At 56.7% G+C, this 19348-nt stretch carries 17 protein-coding genes and 1 pseudogene; 17 read left to right on the top strand and 1 reads right to left on the bottom strand.

Annotation, left to right across the window (positions count from 1 at the left end):
• The first annotated feature begins 36 nt into the window (after window positions 1–36).
• The 4 genes from sufB to NDO75_RS05200 all read left to right on the top strand — a co-directional run bounded on the left by sufB (window position 37) and on the right by NDO75_RS05200 (window position 3876).
• A complete protein-coding gene (gene sufB / locus NDO75_RS05215; protein ID WP_310905032.1) occupies window positions 37–1467 on the top strand; it encodes a Fe-S cluster assembly protein SufB in 1431 nt (476 codons plus the stop codon).
• Window position 1468: 1 nt separating this feature from the next.
• Window positions 1469–2689: a Fe-S cluster assembly protein SufD gene (gene sufD, locus NDO75_RS05210; RefSeq protein WP_310905031.1), complete on the top strand. Its 1221-nt coding sequence runs from the start codon at window positions 1469–1471 to the stop codon at window positions 2687–2689.
• 139 nt (window positions 2690–2828) lie between these two features.
• Window positions 2829–3323, top strand: a complete 495-nt coding sequence (locus tag NDO75_RS05205) for a ferritin-like domain-containing protein (RefSeq protein WP_310905030.1) — start codon at window positions 2829–2831, stop codon at window positions 3321–3323.
• Between the two features lie 124 nt (window positions 3324–3447).
• On the top strand, window positions 3448–3876 hold the full coding sequence (locus tag NDO75_RS05200) for a metal-dependent transcriptional regulator (protein WP_310905029.1): 429 nt from the start codon (window positions 3448–3450) through the stop codon (window positions 3874–3876).
• Between the two features lie 24 nt (window positions 3877–3900).
• Here NDO75_RS05200 and NDO75_RS05195 read toward each other — a convergent pair.
• Window positions 3901–4125 (bottom strand): annotated as a pseudogene (locus tag NDO75_RS05195) (phospholipase); the annotation flags it as partial.
• Window positions 4126–4173: 48 nt separating this feature from the next.
• On the opposite strand from NDO75_RS05195, the gene NDO75_RS05190 reads away from it, so the two are divergent.
• The 13 genes from NDO75_RS05190 (at window position 4174) to NDO75_RS05130 (ending at window position 19347) form a co-directional block, all read left to right on the top strand.
• The gene (locus NDO75_RS05190) at window positions 4174–5655 is read left to right on the top strand and encodes a tyrosine-type recombinase/integrase (RefSeq protein ID WP_310905028.1); all 1482 of its coding nucleotides are present in this window, start codon (window positions 4174–4176) and stop codon (window positions 5653–5655) included.
• A gap of 198 nt (window positions 5656–5853) precedes the next feature.
• On the top strand, window positions 5854–6054 hold the full coding sequence (locus NDO75_RS05185) for a hypothetical protein (RefSeq protein WP_310905027.1): 201 nt from the start codon (window positions 5854–5856) through the stop codon (window positions 6052–6054).
• A 4-nt stretch (window positions 6055–6058) separates the two neighbouring features.
• Window positions 6059–6292, top strand: coding sequence for a hypothetical protein (locus tag NDO75_RS05180; protein ID WP_310905026.1), 234 nt, complete (start codon window positions 6059–6061; stop codon window positions 6290–6292).
• A 22-nt stretch (window positions 6293–6314) separates the two neighbouring features.
• Window positions 6315–6449 carry a hypothetical protein gene (locus NDO75_RS05175; protein ID WP_310905025.1) on the top strand — a complete coding sequence of 45 codons (135 nt, stop codon included), beginning with the start codon at window positions 6315–6317 and terminating at the stop codon, window positions 6447–6449.
• 551 nt (window positions 6450–7000) lie between these two features.
• Window positions 7001–7330: a hypothetical protein gene (locus NDO75_RS05170; RefSeq protein WP_310905024.1), complete on the top strand. Its 330-nt coding sequence runs from the start codon at window positions 7001–7003 to the stop codon at window positions 7328–7330.
• Between the two features lie 47 nt (window positions 7331–7377).
• Complete coding sequence (locus NDO75_RS05165) at window positions 7378–7551, top strand: hypothetical protein (RefSeq protein WP_310905023.1); 174 nt, start codon at window positions 7378–7380, stop codon at window positions 7549–7551.
• Between the two features lie 193 nt (window positions 7552–7744).
• Window positions 7745–10252: a phage/plasmid primase, P4 family gene (locus NDO75_RS05160; RefSeq protein WP_310905022.1), complete on the top strand. Its 2508-nt coding sequence runs from the start codon at window positions 7745–7747 to the stop codon at window positions 10250–10252.
• Entirely contained in the window at window positions 10249–10569 is a 321-nt protein-coding gene (locus NDO75_RS05155) for a hypothetical protein (protein ID WP_310905021.1), read from the top strand. Before NDO75_RS05160 ends, NDO75_RS05155 begins: the two co-directional genes overlap by 4 nt.
• A gap of 326 nt (window positions 10570–10895) precedes the next feature.
• Complete coding sequence (locus NDO75_RS05150; protein ID WP_310905020.1) at window positions 10896–11684, top strand: hypothetical protein; 789 nt, start codon at window positions 10896–10898, stop codon at window positions 11682–11684.
• 136 nt (window positions 11685–11820) lie between these two features.
• Complete coding sequence (locus NDO75_RS05145) at window positions 11821–12132, top strand: hypothetical protein (RefSeq protein WP_310905019.1); 312 nt, start codon at window positions 11821–11823, stop codon at window positions 12130–12132.
• A gap of 38 nt (window positions 12133–12170) precedes the next feature.
• Complete coding sequence (locus NDO75_RS05140; protein ID WP_310905018.1) at window positions 12171–12890, top strand: hypothetical protein; 720 nt, start codon at window positions 12171–12173, stop codon at window positions 12888–12890.
• Window positions 12891–12971: 81 nt separating this feature from the next.
• The gene (locus tag NDO75_RS05135) at window positions 12972–15437 is read left to right on the top strand and encodes a DrmE family protein (RefSeq protein ID WP_310905017.1); all 2466 of its coding nucleotides are present in this window, start codon (window positions 12972–12974) and stop codon (window positions 15435–15437) included.
• A 202-nt stretch (window positions 15438–15639) separates the two neighbouring features.
• Window positions 15640–19347, top strand: coding sequence for a helicase-related protein (locus tag NDO75_RS05130; protein WP_310905016.1), 3708 nt, complete (start codon window positions 15640–15642; stop codon window positions 19345–19347).
• The last annotated feature ends 1 nt before the right edge of the window (window position 19348 follow it).

Raw genomic sequence — 19348 nt, 5'->3', positions numbered from 1 at the left:
TAACGCTGCAGCCGTAACCACTAACCACATCAACCAATGAGTTCCGATCAAGACCATCTGAAAGAGACCGACACCGAGGCCCGGTTCGAGTTCAAGAAAGAGCAGAACGCCGCGGTCAAATCCGACAAGGGCCTGACCGAGGAGATCATCCGCATGATCTCCGAAGACAAAGACGAGCCCGAGTGGATGCTCGAGCGCCGCCTGCGCGCGCTCAAGCAGTACCAGAACATGCCGATGCCGTCCGACTGGCCCGGCATGCCGGACCTCTCCGAACTGGACGTCGAGGAGATCATCCCCTACATCCGCCCGGACGTCGACAAGCGCGAAGGCGTCGACGACTGGACGGAGCTGCCCGACGAGATCAAGGACACCTTCGACAAGCTGGGCATCCCGGAGGCCGAGAAGAACGCGCTCTCCGGCGTCGGCGCGCAGTACGAGTCCGAGGTCGTCTACCAGAACATGCAGGAGCAGTGGGAGGAGAAGGGCGTCATCTTCTGCAACATGGACAAGGCCGTCCAGGAGCACCCCGAGCTCGTCAAAGAGCACTTCATGACGACCTGCGTGCCCCCGAGCGACAACAAGTTCGCCGCGCTGCACGGGGCCGTCTGGTCCGGCGGCTCGTTCGTCTACGTTCCCGAGGACGTCACCGTCGAGATGCCCGTCCAGGCCTACTTCCGGATGAACTCCGAGGGGATGGGCCAGTTCGAGCACACCCTCATCATCGCCGAGGAGGGCTCCGAAGTCCACTACATCGAGGGCTGTTCCGCACCCAAGTACGGCACCCACAACCTGCACTCGGGCGGCGTCGAAGTCTTCGTCGGCGAAGACGCACACGTTCAGTACTCGACCGTCCAGAACTGGTCGAAGAACACGTTCAACCTGAACACCAAACGCGCTATCTGCGAGGAGAACGGCACGATGGAGTGGGTCTCGGGCAGCATGGGCTCGAAAGCCACCATGCTCTACCCGTGTACGATCCTCAAGGGTCGCGGCGCGACCGACACTCACATCACCATCGCCTTCGCGGGCGAGGGTCAGGACATCGACACCGGCGCGAAGGTCTACCACAACGCGCCCGACACGAGCTCGACCATCGAGTCCAAGTCGATCTCCAAGGACGGCGGCCGCACCAACTACCGCGGCCTCGTCCACATCGCCGACGGCGCCGAGAACTCCTCGACTGCCGTCGAGTGTGACGCACTGATGTTCGACAACGAGTCCACGTCGGACACCATGCCGTACATGGAGATCGAGGAGTCGAAGGTCGACGTTGCACACGAGGCGACCGTCGGCAAGATCGGCGACGAGGACATCTTCTACCTCCAGAGCCGCGGTCTGGACGACGACGACGCCAAGAAGATGATCGTCGCCGGCTTCATCGAGCCGATCACGGAGGAACTGCCGATCGAGTACGCGGTCGAACTCAACCGCCTCATCGAACTCGAGATGGAGGGGAGCCTCGGATAATATGAGCGCAGGAACACAGGTACACGCCAATCTGACGGAGGAACAGGTACGCGAGATCAGCGACGGACTCGACGAGCCCGACTGGCTCCTCGAGACTCGACTCGAGGCCCTCGCAGCCCTCGAGGAACTCGACATGCCGGACGTCATCCGGACGCCGGGTCGGGACTGGACGAACCTCCACGAGCTGGACTTCGAGTCCCTCGTGGACCCGCTGAACGCGGCCGAGAACAAAGATCAGGTCGGCCCCGAGGACGCCGAGGTTCTCCCCTGGAGCGACGCCGTTACCGAGCACGAAGCGCTCCTGAAAGAGCACTTCGGATCCATCGTCGACCCGCAGGAGAACTACCTGACGGCGCTCTCGACGGCCCTCTTCAGTACCGGGACGGTCATCTACGTCCCCGAGGGCGTCGACGCCGAGGACGTCACCGTCCGGACCGAGCAGAACTCCCGCTCGCTGTTCAACTACACGCTCGTCGTCACCGAGGAGTCGTCCTCGGTCACGATCCTCGAGCGCCAGTCGACCGGCGAGGAAGCGGAGGAGCAGTACTACAGCGGCATCGTCGAGGTCGCGGCCGGCGAGAACAGCTACGTCCAGTACGGCAGCCTCCAGAACCTCTCGGAGGAGGCGTACAACTTCACCGTCAAGCGCGGCGTCGCCGACACCTACGCCACGATCGACTGGATCGAGGGCAACCTCGGCACCCAGCTGACGAAGACGGAAGTCTCGACGACGCTCAGCGGTGATAGCTCCGAGACGCAGATCGTCGGAGCCTTCTACGGCCACAACGATCAGCACTTCGACCTCGACGCGAAGGTCTGGCACCGCGCCGAGCACACGACGGCCGACCTCGTCACCCGCGGCGTCACCGACGACGTAGCCCGCTCGGTCTACGAGGGCGTTCAGGACGTCGGCAAGGACGCCTGGGACACCAGCTCCTACCAGCGCGAGAACACGTTGATGCTCTCCGACGAGAGCGAGGCCGACGCCTCTCCGAAGCTGATCATCAACAATCACGACACCGAGGCGAGCCACTCCGCGACGGTCGGCCAGATCGACCAGGAGGACCTGCTCTACATGACCTCCCGCGGCGTCAACCCGCGTGCCGCGCGCAACATGCTCGTCGAGGGCTTCTTCGTGCCCGTCCTCGAGGAGATCGACGTCGACGAGCTCCGTGACGACCTGCAGGAACTGATCAGGGGCCGACTGCGTCAGCGCGAATAGTCGGCCGCTTTCGTTCGGTCCGTTTCTCTCGTTCACCCGATTTTGACGACCGACAGCGGTAGCGCCGGTCCCGGAGAGCGTCGGGCGACCCATCCCGGCAATAGGGAAGCATAAGTACCGACGGTCCAGTATGTCACCCATGAGTCTGGGACAGCGCGTCTCGAGCGACCACCAGCTGACCCGATTGCTCCAGATCGGCGTCGTGCTGGAGGAACTCGTCGAGTCACGCGCCGCCCACCACATCGAGTCCCTGCCCCCCGAAGAGCGGGCGGAGTTCGACGAGGAGGTGGAGGAGTTGCTCGCCGAGGCCGCCGCCGAGTCGGCCGACCACCGCGAGCGACTCGAGGCGCTGATCGACGATCTCGAGGCCGAGACGGTCGGATACGAGGAGATCAATGCACTGGTCGACGCCCAGTACGGGCCGCCAGAGGACACCGACGGCGTCCTCTACGACCAGCTGGCGAACGAGGAGACGGCCTACAAGTTCTACGACGACCTGATCGAGGCGATCGAGGCCTCTGACGCCGCGTTCGCCGTCGACCGCGATCGCCTGCTCGAGACGCTGTACGCGATTCGAGAGGAGGAAAAGGAGGGCGTCGAGGAAGTGACCGAGATCATGGAACACAGAGCATGATCGGGACGACTACCGCAGCGGTCACGACCGTTTCGACGCCGTCCGATGCGCGCATCGAGTCCCGGGTTCGGGGACACCGGCGAGGTACCGACGCGGCGCGGTGCGACACCACTGGAGGGAGGCTATGAACACTGCCGATCAATATCTCAAGGCGATTTACCTGGCTCAGCGAATCGAAGACGGCCCCGCATCGACCGGCACCCTCGCCGACTTGCTCGAGGTGAGTCCGGCCAGCGTCAACGAGATGGTCGGCAAACTCGAGGAGCGCGACCTCGTCGACCACGAGAAGTACAAGGGGGCCAGCCTGACCGACGAGGGCCTCGAGCGCGCCCACAACGCCCTCCAGACCTACTGCATCATCGAACGGTTCCTCGCGAACGTCCTCGAGGTCGAGGAGTTCCGAGAGGAGGCCCGCGCTCTGGAAAGCGTCATCGACGACACCGTCGCCGAACGGCTGGATACGATCATCGACCGACCCGAACAGTGCCCGGACTGTTTCGATCCCGAAGCGGACTGCTGTGAGCTGCTCGAGGTCGGCGGTCGCGCTGACTGACTCAGATTTTCGAGTTCCGTCTCCTCAGGAGTGCTCTGACGGTGGATCGCCGAACCTGATGTAGCGTCGGCCGAGGAGCGCTGCGACCGCGAGTGCGACCAGCACCGGAACGACGAGCCCGATCGGGAACCGCCGTGAGCCGCCCTTCCAGTCGGCCTCGAAGACCTCGGCGTAGTAACTCGCGGCCGCCTCGCCGTGGAGCGCGACGAGCACCTCGCGGTTGTTCTCGAGCGAGTTCGAGTTCCAGTTGGGTATCCATCCCCTAGGTTGGTATTCCATGATGTCAAACAGAGTACCATGGCCGACCGCCCTCTTGACGTCCACCGCTACGGCGAAAAAGCCCAACGAGCCCTCAACCACGCTAAACAACTCAATCAACCGGACAAAAAGGAAGTAACACTGTATGGCCAAGCCGTTATCGACGACCTCTCTGCATCAAGCGCCTACAACCGCATAGGACGGCTTAAACGCCTATCTCAAGTCCTCGAGAAACCACTCACCGACTGTGACGAAGACGACATCCGCCTCGCGATGAGCGATCTCGCCGCGAAAAACCTCGGCGAAGGACGATCATACAAACCCGGCACTAAACGCAAATATCTCGAAACAGTCGCAGATTTCGGAGACAGACGTAATGTCGAGGCGCTCACAGACATCGACGTTCCCAGCGATACTCCAACTCCAGTCAACGAAGACATCGTTCTCTCGAAATCGGAAGTCTGGGACCTGCTCGAAAACGCAAATAAAACTCGGACGAAAGCCCTGATCGCGGTTAGCTGGGAATGTGCGTGGCGTGCCTCCGCCCTGCTCTCCCTCAAGATCAAAGACTACCATCCACAAGGCAGTGATTATGCCCTTCTCACCGCGCCAACGAACGCAGTCGGGCTCAAGGACGCCGATGGAAATAAAAAACCACTCACGGTCGCGAAAGGGTATCTAGAGAATTGGTTGAGCGAACATCCCTGTCGCGATGATCCGGATGCCGCCCTCTTCTGCCGGACCGATCAAGAACAGCACTACGGCAGCCATTTAAGCAATGAAGCAGTCCGAAAGCAACTCAACAAGGCAGCCGAGAACGCAGAGATCGACACAGATCGCGTTAATGTTCACGCCTTTCGTCATGCGCGCGCGACGTTTATGAAAAAATCAGACGAGTACAGCGATCTCCACATCGAAACCACGCTCGACTGGGCCGACGGCACAAACCAACATGCACGCTACGAGCATTTGGATCAAGATGATAAGGTGCACTCACTCCTCAGGGCTCGCGGAGTCGAACCCGAAGATGATCCTATGGAACCCGAAGAACAGGACTGCCCCCAATGCCAGCGGGCGATCCCCTATGACGCGCGGAGCTGCCCATATTGCAGCCTCATCGTTGACGACACCCCCGCGGGCTGGTACCAACACTATTGCAAAATCACCGTCGAAGACGACCCCGTCCGACAAAAATACGACTCCCTCGCCAGCGCCACCCCAACGTTCCATCAAATCTCAAAGAACGAGTTCGAGCATGCCCGGGCAGTAGGCTACTGGGCAATCATGGCGCATGACCACGACACTGCAGACGTACCGGACCGCGTTGACGAATCACTCGATTATGACGCCATCAACGCCATGGATCGCGAAGAGACATCAGAACTGAACGAGCAATTCCTGCTCGCGAATGAGGATTTAGCGAAAAACTACGTCGAGAACCCCACCGACTACAAGATAGCAGAGGACGATCTCGAGCGGCTTGAAGAACTCGCCGACCGCTACTCCGACGACGACGAGTGAACGCGAAGCTCGTGAAGCCCGGGATCGCTTCCAATAAACTCATCACATCGCAAACATCTATATCCATTACGCGTGCGTGTGTAATGCTCTAATTCTTCGACTGACTCTCTCATACCATAATATTTCAATATTCTTCTGCATTGGTGTTAGGTTCCTTATACTAGGTATATATGCGAACATGATGACTATATGATTGCAATGTCGCACCAACCCACCCAAATCCCGCCGAAAATCGAGATGCGAGCGGACAAAAACGGCGTCTACGTCGCCGTCCAAGGCACGGAACACGACTCGCTCGACGACTGTGTCCACGCCGCCCACGCGGAGATGAAATGGATGTGGGACCGGGACGGAATGGCTGTGGTGGAGGACGACCGACCGCGCGTTATCCAACGGTGATACCATGACACAAGAACGATACGAACATCTCGACGCCGACCGCGCCGCGTCGATCACCAACCACCCCGACCCCAACGAAGTTCCTGAGGACGTCAAAATCGAACTCTTGATCAAACACATCGTCAAAGCCGAATGCGCCCATTGTTCGCAAGAACACCATTATATCTCCTTGCCACGTCGAATCGATCAACCCACCTGCCTCAACCCTGATTGCGACCATCAGATCGCTCTCCCCTGACCTCGCTCGAGCTTCCCCAGGCATGAACAGCATCGAACTCGTGGCCCTCGCGATCACCGCCCTCGCGATGCTCGCCCTCTTCCGACTCGTCAAACTACTCCTCCGCTGGGCGGCTCTCATCATCGGCATCGCGATGCTCGCACACTTCCTGATCTGATCTTGCTCTCTTCTCCCAGTTATGACGACGCGGGGTATCCCCATGCTGCGACCACCCCCGACGCTGCGATGGTTCGACCGCTACTCTCAATTAACTGAGCGAGTAAATCTGACCCTCTAGATCCCCCCTGCACAGGGTGCACAGGGTGGGTCCGCACTTCATATTATATCAGTGCATTACCGCCTATTACGACGACATTCAACAAAACATTTTTATAGTGGGTGTCGGTTCTGTGTATATTTTGAATTCACGAAATACCCTGTGTACCCTGTGCAGCAATCGAGTTCCCCACGTAGAGACCTGAGAGCTATCAAGATCAAGGGGCGAACCTGCACAGGGTAGCTCTTGCATCCCCCATGTTCTATGTGCAGTGTACAACGTATTTTCTCGGCGCAAGAACTACCCTGTGCATTAACTCAGAGAGTTAAATTGGTCTGCACGGACCACGACAATTGGATTTCAATTGAATCGTTACGGTTGTAACAAAGTATATAATCCTCCAGTGCAATAGTATCTAACACGTCAGAAATCGGGCGGGTCACAGCCGCCCGATGGAAGACGCCGACGAACGAGGTGCGACCCAAATGAGTATCACACAATCGACGTTCGCCGACGTCACGGGATCAGACGTATCGACAAGTAATCAAAGTACCGACAACATCATCGACGCGACTGTCGACGGCCTGTGGACAGACGCTGAGGTCTGGCAGGACGGCGAAGAAATAGTCATCGGGTGCACTGATGATCGCGATGTCCCTGAGCCGACCGATGGGGATATTATCGAGATCGGAGTCCGGGGCGATGTCCTGTGTTCACCCACGCGCGATGATACCCCCGATGATATCATTGTTGCTGCAGACGACGCGGTGATCTTGGATTAGTTACGGTCGTAACAACACCTAAATACTATTAGATATATAATATCATCATGGCTCAATCCGAATCAAAAGAACGCTTGGTCGAACGGAGTACAGTAACAGGTCCCGTGTTTCGGGTCAATGCAGATATCTATGACGGCGACTGGGATTCCCCCGAGTCTGTCGTCAAGGATATCGTCGAACTACCCGATGGCTCGACGGAGGTGCGCCTCCGGGTCGAATAACTTGGAACCGCTCCCGCGCGATCTGTGTGAGGCAGATCACGCGGCGAAGTAAGTTGGGCGTCCCGGGTCTGGGGCATTGTACGGTGCCTTGGGACGATTCGATATTAGGCTAATAGTCCTAATGTGTTTCGTTCCCTAGGTTTTTCTCCCCAGTTTCGGGCGTCCACTCACCAGAACACCATATACGATATACATGAATCCCAAAACGTCAACGGACGCCCACGATCTAGCAGCACAGTGTGACATCCATGTCCCCGCCGAACTCGTCACTGACGATGATCGGTGGATCGAGAACCACGCAGGAGGTACCCTCTACGAGAAGGGGTATATCGAGTCTAACCCTCCGGCCGATCACATGCGTTACCAGTTCGACGACGTGTATGAGAACTGGGAGCGTGGTGGTGAATACGACCCTGACGAAATCGGGTACACAATTCCCGAAGACTCTGAAATTGACTTCGTCGTCATTCGTAACGTGATCGATACCTTCGGAGGAGAGCCTGAGATCGAGATCGATCTTGAGCCGCTCGATGACCGCGGTGTGTGGTACACCGTATCTCGTGATGGTCAGCATCTGATCATCCCCTATCATCGTCATCGCGACCCAGATGGGTTCAAAAAAGGATGTATGTCCATCATCCGCGAGGGATCGTTCCTACTCGCTCGCGAGGACGCGGACGCGATGGATATCGTATCCGCGGACACTGACAGTCCTATCGCGGATTTCGATACGGAACTGCAGGAGTACCTCAACGACGTATACTACGAGATGACCACTGATGCTAGTGGCCCCACTTGGTACCGCGACTACTGTAAGTGGCGCAAAGACCGGGTGGAATCTGATGATCGTCCTGACCCCACACAGGCTGAGAAAGAACATTACCTCGCGCAGAAATTCGAGGACGAGTATAACTTCCTGACTCTTTCGGTCGAAGAAGCGGGGGTATCCAGTCGTCCGCTGTATCTGTACGATGCGGAGACAGGTACCTATCAACGTAATGGTGTGGCCTTCGTTGAATCCCAGTTGCGCGAGTATGTGACTACACTCCCTACGTATCGGTGGAAGGAGGTGTACACCCGCCTCAAAGCGGTCTCGCCAACCGATCCTGACGCGCTCAACGCAGGCGAGTTTGATGAAGAGTTGATCTGTGTGGATAATGGCGTGCTGGATGTTGAAGAAGAGAAACTGCACGATCATGATCCCAAGTATAGATTCACCGTCAGTATTCCTGTCGAGTACGACCCTGATGCATCTGGGGACGCATTCCAAGAGTTTCTCGCTGAGATCACCGACTCGGAAGAAGATCGCCGCACGCTCGAGGAATGGGTTGGATTCACGCTGGCCTCAGGGATGCCTCTCCACAAGTTCCTGATCCTTGTCGGCGACGGTCAGAACGGAAAAGGGGTGTTCATGGAGATCCTGCGCGATTTCCTCGGGTCTGATAATACGACTGGTGTCGGGCTCGAACGTATGACCTCATCGTCTGATTTTGGGCTCGCCAACCTAGAGGGGAAGCTCCTGAATATCGACGGTGACACCTCCGGGGACGATTATTACGGCTCGAAGCTTAACAAGCTCAAACAGCTCACCGGTGAGGACGAGATCATGATCGAGCGGAAGCGGGAGCAGCCCTATACTATCATGAATACGTGCAAGCTCATGTTCAGTGCTAATCAACCGCCTCGGCTCGTCGACGAGTCGGGCAATGCGATTCCACGGCGACTGCTGTGGGTCCGTTTCCCGTATGACTTCGTTCAGGACCCTACTGAACCCCACGAGAAACAGGCTCGTCCCCGCGATGAACTGCGTGATGATCTGCTAACTGATGAATCGATGTCGGGGATTCTGAACGTCGCTGTTGAGGGGCTGCAGCGTCTCCTCGAGAACAATTGCTTCTCGAATGAGCTTGGATCGGACCCGGAAGAACGGTACCAAGAGTACATGAAACTCGCCGACGATGTCGCAGGGTTCGAATCACGGTACATCGAACCCGCAACCGGTCATGGAATCCCCACGGAAGTCACACACTCGGTTTACCAAGCGTGGATGGACTCCAGAGACTCCGGGAAGGTACACAATAAATCGACGTTCATCCGTGCGCTGAACAAACGCGGTGGCGGATACTGGCATATCGGTCAGTATACGGACGAGGATGGGGATCGTCCCCGAGCAATGTTCGGTGTCAAGTTCACGGAGGAAGCGTATCAGTATCTGAATACGACACAGCGTGAGGCCGTAAAGACTCTGTACGTGCGGTCCGCTAAACTGGACGCTGACGATACCCCTGCGTTAATGTATCATCACCCGGATGGCGAGTCCGATACTACTGACTCGGAGGGATTCCAAATCGCCCCCGGTGTGTCGTCTCAGGACGTTCGCGAGTACGTGCTCAAGAACCCTGAGACTGATGTGTATGCCGTGATGCGTGAGTTCGAGTTGGATGGTGACGCGTACGACGATGTGCAGGATATCCTCGAAAATACGGACTCTGATGAGTCCTCTGACGACGATGTTGCACAGGCCAAACGCATCCAGATGGTTCGTGATGAACTCGATGAACGCGGAGAAGTGACCGCCACTGAACTTGCTGGGGAATTATCACTTGATCAGTCTACTGTCTCTGCCACGCTGGACAAGCTCGCGGAACAGGGTGACGTGATCTACAATGTTGTGGATGAAACGGAGGTGTATCGCGTATGAGCACTCTGAAACCCAAGCACGTCCGGGTAAACGCGGACGGGTCTATCGAGCCCCGCGGGCGACCGTCCGCGGACGTCGCGATCAAACTCGCGAGGAAACGATACGAGGGCCAACGCGTCGCTGTCATCCGCGGCGCGGACTGGGTCGCTCAGTATTTCGACTGCGTGCTCGAGACACGAACTGGGCGACCGTTGATTCCAGTGGAACACGTATCCGCGGTCGCGCAGCGACTGGCCGAGGATCACAAGGTCACGATCTCGCGAGCTGCTCCCTGTCCTCGACTGACCGACGACGGCCGCCCCGACGCACCCGACTGACCCCGCCGCGGGTTTTGGTTGGTTTCCCTTCCCATGTTCTCATCTTTCTCTTACCCATTCTCCTGCTCGAGATCTCGAGCAGGTTCCGGGTTGCGTTCTTTCGAGACCCATGCCCCAAACAAGAGATTCGCATCTCTTCTGATCTCTTCCTGTTCGCCCCCTGTGGGTTGCCCACCCAGCTTCCAGTTTTTCATTGCATTCCTCTCTACTCGAGAAGTGCCTTGTGAGACGAGACCCCATTCCCATGAATGGGGTGTCGCTGGTGTCAAATAGTATCAAATATTTGATGGTAGCTCCTTTAGGACGACAGCTAGTTTATATTATATATGAGTCAAGAAATCGCGAACGAACACGATAGTATCGACCGCATCGCCCAACGTGTAATGCTCGCGCTGGACGACGCGGACAACCCCAAGACGCTCGCGCAGATCATGCGTGAGACGGGCGACAAACGGCAGTCAGTCTGGTATCGTCTCGTCGACCGTGACCCCAGCCTGATTGATCACGGGCTGGTCGCTCGCGAAGACGACGACCCTCCGCGCTATCATCTGACCGTCGAGGGACAGTTTTGGGTCAACTCGAACCACGAGGAACTCGAGATACCTGCGTCATTCGACGAGGTTTCCGAAGCAGTACACGAAGCAAAACAGGAAGCTGAGAGCGCGAAGGAATCAGTCCAGAGCTATCGCAAGAAAGTTTCCCGGACGAGGAACACTGCCAAGTCCGCGGCCGAGCGTGTTGAGGAGATCGAGGAGAAGGCGGTCACCGACGACAGCTTCGACTCACACAAGGGCGCAATGGAGAACCAACTACTGCAAACGCTCGACTCCCGCCTCGAGCGACTCCGGGTGAAGCATATCGGTGACACTGACAACATTGAAGCGCGGAACATCGTTACGGAGATCCAGCGACTGTGGGATATCATCGACTGGCACGATGACTATCTGGCGGATACACGCGACTCGGCAAAGACCCACTGCTCCATGAACGAAGACCGGATCAATAACCTAGAGAACGAGATCGAGGAACTGCGCGAGGAGAACACCCGTCTGTACGAAGAAATTAAGGAACTGCGTGAGGAGGACGACGCAGGCTGGCTCCGACTCAGCCGATGAATCAGTATGTGTACTTACTGACGATACTTTTCTTTGTTCATAGTTCGGAATTGACGAGTGAGAAAGTATTCCCCTCTAAAAATACCTGAAATATACCATTTCGTGTCGAGGGAAAGTATATATTGCTCTAGTAGTGGTGTCTAAACACGACCCCATGGTGTTTACAATAAAGAAGAATGCAAGCGATCAAGTAGCTCAGGAAGCAGAAAGGTTGCATGAACTTCTCGTTGACCAGCGGGGGTATTCCTCGTATGATGTCTTTATCGTTACAATGGGGGAGACCCTGAACGTAACAATCAAGCCTGGCATAGCTACGCCCCCTGATTGGCCTGATAACATCAAGGAGAGATATTGTACTCTCTCAAAACGTGAGCGCCGTCAACTTAAGCAACGTTACTGCAGACCGGATCGCATCCATAATGCACTCGAAGAAAATTTCACTGAATGATATACACTAATATATGCGACAAATTTTCTGAGTAGCGCATGAAATCACAAATCCCCTTCCAGCAACTCTCTGAAACGGCAAATGCTGATGACATCAACTTCATAGCTATCCCAAAAGGACAACTTGTAGATGGGAAGATGCTACTTCTCTACCACTCATGGAGAGGCTATAGTCCACTCAAGGAGGATATTCCGAAAGTGGACTATGTTACTCTCGACGGCAAGGAATACCCAACGATGTGGACGGACGTTTACCATACAAATGTACACTTCTGCCATCGAATTCCTATTTATAGCACAGGAATACTCGGGACTCCCGAGATATCTTTTGAAGAAGGAATTGAGAACGTACGCAAGTTCCTCACGAAAGAACGCAAACCAACACAGGAGTCAACAGAAACAACGACGCTTCAATCCCTATTGGAGGAACTTGTTGAGGCTGGTGCAAACCTAATAGGGGTTGACAAAGTCCCCTCCCAATGCACGGATTTCAATTTTCTTCTGTTTCGAACAAGGCTAGAACCCGGCATTGGGGTGCCGATCTTCGCACAGTATTCAGGTGTAGTACTAGATGGCCAAACCTATACCATTGACTGTATCTGTGACGCGGTTAATCGTCCCCCGATTCGGAGGTGGGTCATACTATTTGCCTCCGACACCCTTCTGGGGATGGAACCAGTTTCAATAGAGACCGGTCAAGAGAATCTCCGTGATTTCCTCAGCATGAGGGAGGATCAAGACGTCGGTACTAACAATTGAAATGTCATCTAAGTTTTATTCATAATCGTTGTCGTTCAACTTTAGTAAACTATTTCCAGCTCTGATCGTTTTGTCAGAGTTGTGCCGCTCAGCGCGCTCTTTGACACGCCAGCGGTTAAATCGCCGTTCATCTCGTCTGGCAATCTCGCTGACGAAGAGCGACTAGTCCACTTCCCAGCCACGACGAGAGTACACGCAGGCCTGCTTAACGCGATGGTAGAACGAGGACAAGACCTCGTCGTCGTGACGCCGTCCGACAGAGCCGAATTTCTGCACCTCTACGCCCTTGAAGCACTCTTCGGACCCAAGGTAGATGGCCGTAACGCGGTTTTCCTGCTCAGTTCCAACACGGAATTCCGCGAACGGTTCCGGCAGCTTGCTCCGACGTCGATGCGGCCGCCACACGATAAGTCTCCCTATGCGCGTGAGGAGACCCCGATAGCTAACGTGACGAAAGACGGCTCCCCAGCGACAGTAACGAAGAACCTGAACTACCCCGACAAGCCTGCGCGATTTCTCTTCTCGTACACGAGCACGCGTATTCCTTCGGATGATGTCGGAGACCGGGTTCGATGTGTAATCTACGACGGCTCTGTAAAGTACGACGAAGAACGTCTCCTCCGATTATGGAAATGGAAACAGCGAAACGACGTGCCCGCGATAGTCTACTTCACGAGCAATCCGACGTCAGACCTTGTAGAGAAACTACGTGGACGAGCATTCCTCTGGACGTGGCCACCTCGGCTGTTGTCTGCCGTAGTCGAGAGTGATCGAGATAGTGGGCACGAGTGGTTAGGTACCGACGAGGAAGTGAGTCCGACAACCCACCGTGCGCAGGTCGTCGCTAGGCGGGAGCAGAACCGCGTTTCGGGGCTCTCTATCGACGTCCATACGTGCGGTGACGGGGACCTCCTCACAGCCCTAAAACGGGCAAACGACCGTCGAGCGAGGTTCGAGTATTTAGCGCGAGAGCTGGACGCCGATATCCTCAAGCGAGGCCAGCAGCTCGTGCGGTATACTCTGGGCAGTTTCCGCGAACTCTTGACCCCCCTTGACGTGGCCGACTTTCATGCCCGGCGGACGACGATATCGAGCCGGCTCGCGCAACTTGATCGGTTCGCGGGCCGCATCGCGTCCGATCCCAAGGCTAATCCCGCAACCGGCACGTTTCGGGATGTAGTCTCGGCTCTCGAAGAGTTGGAGGAACTTTGGGACAGTGTGCCTGCGAGCGATAAGAAACAGGGCGTGCTAGTTGACAACCTGCTCTACGGTGCACTCGACAGAGGGGACTCGATTTCCGTCGTCACTGCGACAGAGAGTCAACAGCAGGCACTCAAGACGTTTCTCCAGTCTGAGCACGCTGCTCTCTACCGTGACCTGGGTGACGACCTCTCGATACACGACACCCACAGTATTCGCTCGGCAGACCCGACGGACCACGTCGTCCTATACGGCGCACTTAGGTGGGGCGACCGTGATCTCCTCCGCACCGACGTCGCAACAGACGCTATCGTCCTGGCGTATCCCATCGAAATGGGTCTCCTCCACTCACAGGTGGACGCCTTGGAGGATTCCTTTGAGTCGATTGCGGACACGATGTTCTGGAACGTGATCAACAACCTGACCCGTATCGCTACGGACGAACCCGCGGACGTCGAACGTGTGAACATTGACCTCCCCGAGTATGAGGAGCCCAGTACGAGCGATCTCGGTGATGACATCTCCGTAGATGAGGCCGAAGGAGAAGACCTAGGTGAAATCGTGCGAGGGTACGAAACAGATTACGAGGACAGCGAAGACTTCGACCCTACCGAGTACGAGACGTCCTCCACGCAACAGACAACCACCTCTGGTGGACGAACCGAGACCGACTGTCTTGACGTCCACTTTGACGACGGCTTGTCCATGTATCTTCGCAAGGACACCGAAGTGTACACCGTGCGCGAAGGCCACGACAAACTGTTCAAGAAGAACGCCTCGCGCCTCAAGGAACACGATGTCGTCGTCCACCTGAAAGACACTGACGAGATGCGTGACCAACTGTACGCGTTGATTCGTGAACGCGGAGACGTCGGACTGTACTACTACGCGAACCTGTGGAAAGTCAACCTTGAAGCTGCCTTGGAGAAGACCGGTGACGACCTTGACGACTTCGTTGAGAAGATGGAGCAACAGGGTCTCAACAAGAACCGCGGCACCTACGAGCGGTGGTACGAGATGGAAGTCCACCGGACGCGGTCGAAGAAGAGCTTCTGGGCTATCGCCGATGCGTACGATCTCGACGGTGTGAAAGAGAACTTCAGCCTGGTGTGGAACGCCGTACAGGAGATGGAGACGATATACAGTCGTCTGAAGAAAGCACTCAGACAGACAGCACTTCGATCTGCCGCCGACGGAACACTAGACGACGTAATGCTGTCGGAGAGTCCGGACATCCGCCTCAGCGACTTCGAGATCGGGAAGTACCTCTTCCGACTCAACGTCCAATCGATAGAGGAGGGTGTCGAGGCCAAGAGTTCACAGATAGGACGATTACGTGGGTTCTGACCACTTCGTATAGTCTCTAGTTAGTCAAAACCTTGTCTGAATGTACTGTGCCATCTTGGTTTCTGCTGCTGCACTCCTCTAGTTCCAGGCTGTTATACGGCAACTGGACGAGTGGACCGAGTAACCTATTCTCCAGCTAGATTTGTCATCCTGGATTGGACTCCTTCCCTAAACTTATGATACTCTGCTATGACGAGAGCATATGGGCCTTGGGCCGCGTGAAATCCCACCACAATCCGACTCCCGTGGGTACGTTCGACCACCGGACGACGCGTACGAGATAGACGAAGATGACAAGGAATATCAGCAGCACCAAGCTGTCAACAACGTTCTACTGGAACGACTCGTCGAACGAATCACGGGACGAGGCGACTACGGTCAGACCGTCTACGACGTTAATCCGAAGGACCAGTTCTTTGCGGGCGCACTAGCGAGCCAGTACCAGTACCGCGAAGCCCAAGAGTCCGACGACGCGTTCGGGAACATCGCCACACGAGTTGCGCCCTTCACTATGGGGCTCCAGTTCAAGCTCCCAGCGTCAGTTCCGGACGACGTGGCGGTGACGATCAATCCTACTGCGAAGGTCTACTATCGCCGTCTACCGACCTACAAGGAGCAACAGGAATTCGGTGGGCCCGTCGGATTCGATCCGGAGATTGCTGAAGACGATGCGCTCACACCGCCTGAGGAGGACGAAGAGTCCGACGCAGGAGATTCCGAGGACGAAGAATCCGGGGAGTATGCAGGAGACGACGCGTCACTAGAGGAGCTCCGACCAGTGTACGAACGAGTTCAGATTGAAGCTGGCCCTCTCACAGTTACTGCAGGCGACCTAAAGCGAGCCGCAAAGTCCGACGGCGAGCTACCCCCACTCACGGCCGACGATGCGCTGACGGATGCGATGGAGACCTACCGGCAAGACGAGCGCCGGTACCGAGAGCCGGACCCGCCAGAAGAGGTAGACAGTCGTAACGAGGACAAGATTCCGGAAACTGCTCTGGAAGACGAGGAAACCTTCGAGACGTTCTTAGAACAACGATTCAGTGGAGACACGCCGACGCCGGTGTGGGATTTCGAGATATCACTTACAGCCCAATACGACGAGGACGACATCATCGTCTCCGTCTCCTTCGTGAACAAACACGGTGTTGAGTATCCCGATGCGCTCAACCCTAAAGGCGAGGAGTGGCGGGCTTTCTTCTTCGACGTCAACTCCGAAGTTTCTGTCGAGGAGACCCCGATTGAGCCGTTCGTCTCCGACGAGATCAGGAACGAGTACCACTACGACCCCGAGATGGATGGTCTCGGACGCAACTGCAGCGTCGAACGAACCGATCCCACCACGATAGAGACGGTGACCGTTCCGATTCACGAGCAGCGGAAGTACCGTAGCCGAGAGACGCTCTCAGCCCCGTTCAGCGACTTCGCGTGGGGAACTATCGAGACGCACTTGGACCGCATCTCTCGGGAGATGGAAGAAGCCCGGGAACAATACGAGTCAATGCGCTCCGAAGTCCTGACCGACCGGAGCGACGAAGCACGCGAGAAGTTCGACGAGAACCTGGCGGCGTTCGAGAAGGAACGACGGCGCTTCGACCAAGGCCGGAAGCTCATCCGGGACGACGTGGGCCACAGTCGAGCGGCGTTCAAGTTCATGAACCAGACGTTCGACCAGATGGGGGAGAAGTACGAGGAGTGGTACCTCTTCCAGATCATCTACATCGTCATGGCCATCCCGGACGTCGTGGCCCAAACCGAAGATATCGACGCTGAGGACCACTGTTTGGACGAGGTTGACGTGATCTACTTCCCTACCGGTGGTGGGAAGACCGAGGCATACCTCGGCCTCGTCGTCTTCACCGCGTTCCGAGATCGACTCAGGGGGAAGGCTCACGGGACGACGGCGCTCACGAAGTTTCCCCTCCGGCTGCTCTCTCTCCAACAACTCCAGCGTATCGCAGACGTCTTCGCGCAAGCAGAACTGATTCGCCGTCGTGAGTGCCCAGATACCGACGAGTTCAGCCTCGGGTACTTCGTCGGGAGCGGGAACACTCCGAACCAACTGATGGAGACGGACGAGGACGGAAATCTCACTGACAACATCAGTCTGGTGAAAGAGGAGAACAGTCGATATGCCGAGAAGTGGAAGATCGTGACGACGTGTCCGTTCTGTGGCGAGGATGCCGTCGAACTGGATGGCGACTACGACCGGATGCGCCTCCTCCACATCTGCACGAACGACGACTGCGACGAAGAGGAGCTCCCCATCTACGTGACGGACCGAGAGGTTTATCGGTACGCTCCGACCTTCGTGGTGAGCACGATTGACAAGATCGCGGTAGTCGGGATGCAACGTCGTTTCCGGACCCTCTTCGGGCGGTTGAAGAAACGCTGTCCGAAGCACGGGTTCTCGGGAGAGAACCGATGCTTGGTGGCGAACCGGGGGTACTCACGGTACAGCTGCGACGAAGACGTTGAGGACGTCGACCCGGTGGACCCGCCGTCTATCCTTATTCAGGATGAACTCCACCTCCTCCGTGAGGAGTTCGGCGCGTTCGACTCCCACTACGAGACGTTCCTCCAAGAGTGGGCCAACCGGGTCGGTGACGGTTGGGACATCAAGAACGTCACCGCGACGGCGACGATCAAGGGTGCCGAGAACCAGGTTCACGCCCTCTACTGGAAGGACGTGAACACCTACCCCTCTCCGGGCCCACTCCTCAAACAGTCGTTCTATGCGTACGAGGATCCCCACCGACTCGGTCGTCGCATCGTCGGTTCCGTCCCGCACAACGTATCGCGGACGTACGCGTTGGTTGAGGTTCTCCGCGAGTACGCTGACGTTATCCAGCACTACCAGCGGAACCCAGACGAACTCTCGGCGGCATTAGAACGGGAAAACCACCGCACGACACCGTACGGGGAGGTCGTTGACCTCGCTCTTCCCGACGACGATTTAGAGAGACGGAACGCTATCTTGGACATCTTGAAGTACTACGATACGCAGATCGCGTACAACATCCAGAAGGTGGACAGCGACCGTCTACAGCGTGCCGTCCCCTCCATGATCAACCCGTGGCTGGAGACACGGAATGAAGAGCGCGACGCGCTGAACTCCGTAGTGATGAGCGGTGAGACCGGTTTCGATGTTGTTCGTGACGTGTTGGACCGTCTCGAATCGGATGACCCCGAGGATCCAGTGGATATAGTGAACGCGACGAGCATGATATCCCACGGCGTCGACGTGGACACGCTGAACTTCATCTCGTTCTTCGGGATGCCACGACAGACGGCGGAGTACATCCAGGCGTACTCCCGTGTCGGTCGCCAAGTCACGGGTACTGTCTTCAACCTGTTCAACCCGGTCCACGTCCGTGACCGCTCCCACTACACGCGGTTCGACCGGTACCACGACTTCCAGGACCTCCTCGTCGAAGCGACCCCGCTGGAACGCTGGGCTGAGTTCGCGGTAAACTGTACGATGCCGGGTATCTTCGCTGCGACGCTCCTCCAGTACTACGACGAGCAACTCGAATCCTCTGCCGGGCGCGTGTACCTCTACGATTCGTTCCGAGAGGCGCAGCGTGCAGGCGATCTCGAAAAGGACGAACTCCTCGAATTCGTGAAACGGTCCTACTGTGTCACGTCCGACCAGCGCCCTGAGTGGGCGGAGGATCGGACAGTTGATCTCTACGAGCGAAAAGTCGAGCGGGAGTTCGAAGATATCTGGGAACGGTGCATGTCCGGCCATCCAAAGGATGGATACCAAGGATGGATCGGGAACATGATCAAGCGTAATGAGGACGACCGAGGACCGATGCGGAGTCTACGAGACATTGACGAGCAGCTTCCGATTGACGTCGATACAGGTACCGCACAGGTGCTGAATATGTTCGACAGGAGGCAGTGAC

The organism is Natrinema sp. 1APR25-10V2 (genome assembly GCF_031626495.1).
In the GTDB taxonomy this organism is placed as follows: Archaea; Halobacteriota; Halobacteria; order Halobacteriales; family Natrialbaceae; genus Natrinema.
Note: the sequence above shows the minus strand (reverse complement) of the source record. Positions and strands in the feature narration are given on the sequence as shown.